Origin of the sequence: Robinsoniella sp. RHS, from assembly GCF_001029355.1 — a bacterium.
Classification (GTDB): Bacteria; Bacillota; Clostridia; order Lachnospirales; family Lachnospiraceae; genus Robinsoniella; species Robinsoniella peoriensis.
In genome coordinates this window covers 1-7,018 of the sequence record NZ_JNGB01000106.1, presented here as the reverse complement: position 1 = coordinate 7,018, position 7,018 = coordinate 1, and the positions used below count along the sequence as shown (strand labels likewise).

Sequence of the window (7,018 nt, the reverse complement as noted above, 5' to 3'; positions counted from 1 at the left end):
TCCCTGTAGTTTACTACAATCTTCGAAAGTGCTTCTCATATCGATAACACCATCCGGTATAGCAGGAGCCTGTACAAGATTGGTACAGCCCTTAAATGCATTTTGAAGATATATTACACTGTCTGGTAGCACAGGAGCTTTTATCAAACTGGTACAGCCTTCAAATGCATACTGCATATCCACTACTCCATTTTTAATTTCCAGTATCTCAACCAGACTTGTACATTGGCTGAAGGTATTATTCAGATAAACGACACTGGATGGGATAACCGGAGCTTTTACTAATTTTACACATCCACTGAAAGTTGCAACCATACTCACAACATGGTCTGGTATCACAGGTGCCTCGCTTAAACTGCTGCATCCATCAAATGCTGCGTCAAGATTTGTAACCGTATTCGGAATAACAGGCGCTTTGGTTAAACTTGTACACCCTCTGAATGTATCTTTCAGGCTGACAATTCCAGCCGGCAATTGAGGGGTCTGTTCTAAGCTTTTACAGCCGTAGAACGCAGAATCAATATTTGTGACTCCTGCCGGTATTGTTGTAATCTGTTTCAGATTTGCGCAGTCTCTGAAAATACCATCTATTTCAGTCACACCATCCGGAATAACAGGTGCCTGAACAAGACTGCTGCATTTTTCAAATGCCCCCTGCATCTTTTTGGTATTCACAGGTATACCGCTTACATCCGTCAATCCGGTACATCCGTAAAATGCATATGACAAATCATTGTCTTCAATATTAACACCGTTATCAAACTGTACGGTTTTTATCTCCTTGTTGCCGCAAAAAGCGCCCGCGTAATAATCTTCAATTTCCTCGTCATCAAATTGAAATTGTGCTTTTCTTATAATTACTCCATATTCGTTATTATTAATTTGAACATTTGATGGCACAAATACATTAACATCGGCACCTTTATATTTTGTCAAAATCACTTTATCTTCTTCTTTGTTAAAAATATATTCCCAGTTTTTCTTTAAATATATATCATCATATTGTCCTGAACCAATCTCTTTATTCAGTGCTTCTTCCGACTTTAAATCCAACGATTCATTGCCGACAGTCTGTGTTTGAGTTTCAGGCTGGTCCACAGCGGTTGTATCCGTTTCTTCCGTCAGGGCTATATCCTCTGTTTCCGGTATTTCTTCCGTAACTGCCGCTTCAGGCTCTTCTGTCTGGATATCTGCCGAAATCCCCGGTTCCTCTGTTATTTCCCCTGCTTCTGGCTCTGTCAGGTCTTCAGTCTCCTTTTTACTGTCTGCTTTATTTTTCTCTTGTGTTTCCTCTCTGCGAAGATCATTTCCTTTGACTGCTCCCACATTAGCTGCCTGCCCTGTCTCATTCTGCAATTCATCATTATCCGCTAATGCAGTAATGCCGGACGTAGAAATAAGTGACGCACAAAGCAGAATGCTCATAATACGTTTACCTTGTTTCCATCGTTTCATAGCTCACGCTCCTTTTCTGATCGTATACACAATCTCTGTTTTTATTTAATTTTTGTACCTATCGAAGCATAAATATTTGATAATTTATATTAAATCAAATTCTCATCACACTTCTATAATAAAAATTATAGCACAATTCCCTGAAAATTCCATAACCATTTACAATTTATTATCAAATACTTCTTCTGGTTTACAATTAAACACACTACAATCTGCCGCAACTTCCTGATTTACAACAATTGTAGTGCAAACGGCATCCCCGGTTATATTGACATAGTTCCTTGATATCTCCCATTACCGTAAAAAAAGAACTATCCGGATGGCAGTCCGGATAGCTCATATATAATATTTCTATCATTCAATTTTACTCTGATTCTTTTTCTTCTTCCTGAGCCGCTACTATTTTCAGTTCTAATTCATCTAACTGCTTCTCATCTACAACCCCCGGTGCTCCTGTCATCAGGCAGGACGCATCCTTCACTTTCGGGAATGCAATCACTTCACGGATGCTGTCTTCTTTTGTCATCAGCATGATCAGCCTGTCCAGTCCATAAGCCAGTCCTGCGTGGGGTGGAACTCCGTATTTAAATGCATTTAACAGGTATCCGAAACGCTCCTCTGCCTGTTCTTTTGTGAATCCCAGAACTTCAAACATTTTTGCCTGAACATCATTCTGGAAGATTCGGACACTGCCGCCTCCGAGCTCGGTACCGTTAAGTACGATATCGTATGCTTTCGCTCTGACTGCACCAGGATCTGTATCGATCTTATCTAAATCTTCTTCCATCGGCATGGTAAATGGATGATGCATAGCTGCAAAACGCTGCTGTTCTTCTGACCACTCCAGAAGCGGAAACTCCGTTACCCAGAGGAACTTATAATCATCCTTAGAGAGAATTCCCATATTTTTTGCAATCTCAAGGCGAAGATTTCCTAATACATCCCAGACAACCTTATTCTTATCCGCCGCAAACAGCAGTAAATCCCCAGGTTCTCCACCCATTGCTGCAACGATTGCTTTTAATTCCTCTTCTGACATAAATTTCGCAAAGGAGGACTTAAAAGTGCCATCCGGATTGATCACCAGGTAGGCAAGACCTTTGGCGCCATAGCCTTTGGCAAATTCAACAAGTGCATCTATTTTCTTACGAGGCATGCTTCCCTGCCCTTTCGCATTAATGCCGCGTACACTTCCGCCATTATCCAGGGCTCCTTTAAATACTACAAATCCGCAGTCCTTTACAACTTCTGATATATCTTTTAATTCCATACCAAAACGGATATCCGGTTTATCGGACCCATAACGATCCATTGCATCCTGCCATGTCATTCTCGGAATCGGAAGTGGCACATCAATACCGATAGCTTCCTTGAAGATCTTAGCTAACAGTCTTTCGTTGACTTCAATTACATCATCTATGTCTACAAAAGACATCTCCATATCGATCTGTGTAAATTCCGGCTGTCTGTCCGCCCTTAAATCCTCATCACGGAAACATTTTGCAATCTGGAAGTAGCGGTCAAAACCGGAACACATCAGCAGCTGCTTAAATAACTGGGGTGACTGTGGAAGAGCATAGAAATTACCGGGATGCACACGGCTTGGAACCAGGTAATCACGAGCACCTTCCGGGGTACTATTTATTAAAATCGGAGTTTCAATTTCCAGGAAGCCTTCTTCCGCAAGGAAAGTTCGTACAGAAGTGGCCACCTTACTTCTTAGCATCAGGTTTCTCTGAAGATTTGGTCTTCTAAGGTCTAAATATCGGTATTTTAAACGAAGTTCATCTTTTGTCTGGATATTTTCCTCTACCGGGAAAGGCGGTGTATCAGATTCAGAAAGAATACGAAGTTCCGTAGCGCGAAGCTCCCATTCTCCTGTTGCCAGATGTTCATTTACAGCTCCGGAACGGTTTTCCAGAATTCCTTTTACTGCAATTACAAATTCACTGCGCAGTTTTCCTGCTTTCTCAAATCCCTCTGTTCCAATATCATTTTCATCAAACACGATCTGAAGTATCCCGGAGCGGTCTCTCAGATCCACAAAGATCAGACTTCCAAGATTTCTCCTTTTCTGTACCCATCCCATTGCAATGATCTCGGTACTAATGTCGGACTTTGTAACCTCCGCACATCTGTGTGTTCTCTTAAGGCCTTTCATTGATTCTGCCATTTCTCTTATCCTCCATCATCAAAGCGGACATTTAAAATCCACTTTGTTACTTTTATTATACACGCTCTAAACAAATAATCCCGGAATATCCGTTAATGCCACTTCTGTCTGTTCCCCGGTTTCCATATCTTTTACCCTTGCCACACCTTTTTCAAGCTCGTCAGAACCGATGACCACCGTTTTCTTTGCTCCGATTTTGTTCGCATATTTCATCTGGGCTTTCACGCTGCGGTCCATATAGTCTGTTTCCACGATAATTCCGTGGCTTCTGATTTCATTTACAAGCTTATATGCCTTTGCTTTCGCTTCTTTTCCCAGAATTCCCACATATAATTCAACCGAATCTTCTGACGGGAGCTGAACACCTTCTTTTTCCAGGAAGTATAAAATTCGTTCGATCCCCATTCCAAATCCTACCGAAGGAATATCCTGCTTCTCATCGATTTCATGAATCAGTCCGTCATAACGTCCGCCTCCGCAGAGTGTAAAACCTTCCGAATTTACAAATTCAAAAACAGTTTTTGTATAGTAGTCCAGTCCTCTGACAATTCCCGTATCTATTTCGTAGGGCACGTTCAATTCATCTAATAGTGCCTGTAATTCCTCAAAGTGCTCTCTGCACTCCTCATCCAGATATTCAATTGTTCTAGGTGCCTTGTCCACAATCGTTTTACAGGTATCCACTTTACAGTCCAGCACACGAAGGGGATTTTTCAGCATTCTCTCACGACAGGTGGGACATAGCTGTTCTTCATGTTCTTTTAAGTACGCAAGGAGGGCATCATTATAAGTTTTACGGCAATCCTTGCAGCCGATACTGTTAATATGAAGCTTTGCATCGGATAATCCTAATTTACGAATCAGGGTAGATACCAGTGTAATCACTTCGACTTCTGCCAATGGACTTTTGGATCCTACAAATTCCACTCCGAACTGGTGATGCTGTCTGAGTCTGCCGCTTTGAGGTTTTTCATAACGAAATGCCGGTGTCACATAAAATAATTTTGTAGGTGCAGGCTGTGCGTACATGTTGTGCTCCAGGTAAGCTCTCATAACCGGGGAGGTGCCCTCCGGCTTTAAAGTAATGCTGCGGTCACCTTTATCTAAAAAGGTATACATCTCTTTTTGTACTACGTCTGTCGTTTCCCCAACTCCACGCTGGAACAACACAGTATGCTCGAACACAGGGGTAATAATTTCAGATATATGATACGTTTTGGCTAAATCTCTTGCTATTTTTTCTACCAGGGTACGCTTGTGCATCTCTTCTCCGTACCAATCCTGTACTCCTCTGGGTGCCTGTGTAATCATGACAAGTCCTCCTCTATTTCAATCTCTATATTTTCTTTGTCTAATATTTCTTCTATCCCATCTTGATGTATGACTCTTAAAAATGCAAGGAATATTTTCATATCGAAATTCTTTACTTCCGCAATCATCAATTCCACAGCAGCATCCATTTCAAAAGACCTGCGGTATGGACGGTCGGAAGTTAAAGCCGCAAAGACATCGCACACTCTTAAGATCCTTGCTCCTATAGGGATCTCTTCCTCTGCCAGATTGGATGGATATCCAGTACCATCATAGTTTTCGTGATGATACAGAATACTGTCCAAAACTTTCATGGAATAACCCTCTTTATGCAAAATAGCATAACTGAGCGTAGAGTGTGTACGAACATACCGCATCTCTTCAACCGTTAAGGTTTCTTCTTCCCGTCCATAGATATATTTTGCAAGTTCCATCTTACCTATATCATGGAGAAAACCGGCAATTGCCATCTCATGGCAATCTTCCTCACAAAGGCCCAGTTCTCTGGACACACGGCTGGCCAGATTACTGACACACATTCCATGTGCAATTTCCTTTGCAAGATCTATTTGTATGATGTGACATGTTCGTTGTTTACGAGTTTCTGTCATTCCAATTCCCCTTCGTATAGTAAGAAGCCTTTTCGCTTCCGTTCTATCATTTCATCAATACGTTCGATATAACCTTTAATATCTTTTACATTTTCTATTCGTTCAATATGTTCCTCATCCGGCACAAGTTTAGTAGCTGCTCCCGCCCCCAATGCCAGAATACTCTGTTTTTCTTCCATAATCAGAATATTGTAAATACCTGCTTTATCCGGCTTAGCATAACCCACATTTTCAAAATTTCCCGCCATATTCTTCTGTCGGTACAGGTAATAAGGTGTCAGTCCGCTTTTGCTCACATAATCAGATGTCATGTCCATAATTTCCTGATTATTCGTAAATGTCATCTCTTTATACTGATCTCTAAACATGTTCAGCCTTGCCGCGCGTTTCACTGCAAGGGAATGGACTGTAATACTTTCCGGATCCATCTCCACTACTTCCTGAAGTGTATGCTCCACCTCAGATTTACCTTCACCTGGAAGTCCTACAATCAAATCCATGTTAATATTATCAAATCCTGCATCCCGTGCCAGAGCAAATGCTTCTTTGGTCTGCGCCACCGTATGGCGCCTGCCTATAATATCCAGCGTCTTATCATTCATCGTCTGAGGATTTATCGAAATCCTGGTAACCGGATGTCTGCGTATCGCCTCTAACTTTTCCATTGTAATACTGTCAGGCCTTCCGGCTTCCACCGTGTACTCCTGGATTTTACTGATATCAAAACAGGATTCAATCTTATTCATAAGACGCTCTATCTGTTCCGGTTCCAAAGTCGTAGGTGTTCCTCCCCCTATATAAATCGTATTGAGTTCACGGTTTTTATAGAGCTTTGCAGCAAACTCCATCTCCTTACAAAGTGCGTCAAGATAAGCGTCCACTTTATGCTTCCACACGGACAGCGGGCTGGAACTAAACGAACAATAGAGACAGATACTGGGGCAAAATGGAATTCCTATATATAGACTATAACCATTTTTATAATTTATATCCTTTAAAATATAGCTTTCCCGGTTTGCAATCATAACACTCAGTGAGGTTTTTTCATTGCTGCAATAATATGTATTGCGCATATAATCCGCTATCTCAGTATTCTTAAGTCCCTGTTCTAACAGAGCCATTGGAATCTTCGTAGGGCGAATGCCTGTCAACGTCCCCCAGGGCAGTTCCTGACCCGAACGTTCTCTAAGCATTTCATAAAGCAGGCGTTTCAGCCGGTTCTTTGTTTCCTTACGATTGGCATAATAATCCAGCTGAATGCTTCGTCCATCCAGCTTTTCCCGATCCGGTCCATAAAATGTTATAGCAATGCCGGTGTCACTGTAGGATATCATGATATAAAAATCAAAAGACCCTTCCACCAGATCTTCCCCGTAATAGACAGGTACATCCACCCCCGGATAGAATGCTCTCACCAGTGAATGGATATCATATTCGAAATCTCTCTTATTCAATTGTACTGCAATCA

5 protein-coding genes are annotated in these 7,018 nt (G+C 41.7%); all 5 read right to left on the bottom strand.

Going from position 1 to position 7,018, the window contains the following annotated elements; all coding sequences use genetic code 11:
• Nucleotides 1-1,455 (bottom strand): leucine-rich repeat domain-containing protein (locus RHS_RS31845; protein ID WP_395023480.1); only part of this gene is annotated, 1,455 nt, incomplete at its 3' end.
• Nucleotides 1,456-1,819: 364 nt separating this feature from the next.
• The gene (aspS, locus tag RHS_RS24020; protein WP_044293072.1) at nt 1,820-3,628 is read right to left on the bottom strand and encodes an aspartate--tRNA ligase; all 1,809 of its coding nucleotides are present in this window, start codon (nt 3,626-3,628) and stop codon (nt 1,820-1,822) included.
• A gap of 66 nt (nt 3,629-3,694) precedes the next feature.
• The gene (gene hisS / locus RHS_RS24015; RefSeq protein ID WP_044293074.1) at nt 3,695-4,939 is read right to left on the bottom strand and encodes a histidine--tRNA ligase; all 1,245 of its coding nucleotides are present in this window, start codon (nt 4,937-4,939) and stop codon (nt 3,695-3,697) included.
• Nucleotides 4,936-5,550 carry an HD-GYP domain-containing protein gene (locus RHS_RS24010; protein ID WP_044289295.1) on the bottom strand — a complete coding sequence of 205 codons (615 nt, stop codon included), beginning with the start codon at nt 5,548-5,550 and terminating at the stop codon, nt 4,936-4,938. Before RHS_RS24010 ends, hisS begins: the two co-directional genes overlap by 4 nt.
• Nucleotides 5,547-7,016: a coproporphyrinogen dehydrogenase HemZ gene (gene hemZ / locus RHS_RS24005; protein WP_047834587.1), complete on the bottom strand. Its 1,470-nt coding sequence runs from the start codon at nt 7,014-7,016 to the stop codon at nt 5,547-5,549. Before hemZ ends, RHS_RS24010 begins: the two co-directional genes overlap by 4 nt.
• Between the last annotated feature and the right edge of the window lie 2 nt (nt 7,017-7,018).

Bases quoted from the DNA above. Each gene is read 5' to 3' on its own strand.
- aspS (WP_044293072.1), bottom strand. From the start codon at position 3,628: ATGGCAGAATCAATGAAAGGCCTTAAGAGAACACACAGATGTGCGGAG.
- RHS_RS24010 (WP_044289295.1), bottom strand. From the start codon at position 5,550: ATGACAGAAACTCGTAAACAACGAACATGTCACATCATACAAATAGAT.
- hisS (WP_044293074.1), bottom strand. From the start codon at position 4,939: ATGATTACACAGGCACCCAGAGGAGTACAGGATTGGTACGGAGAAGAG.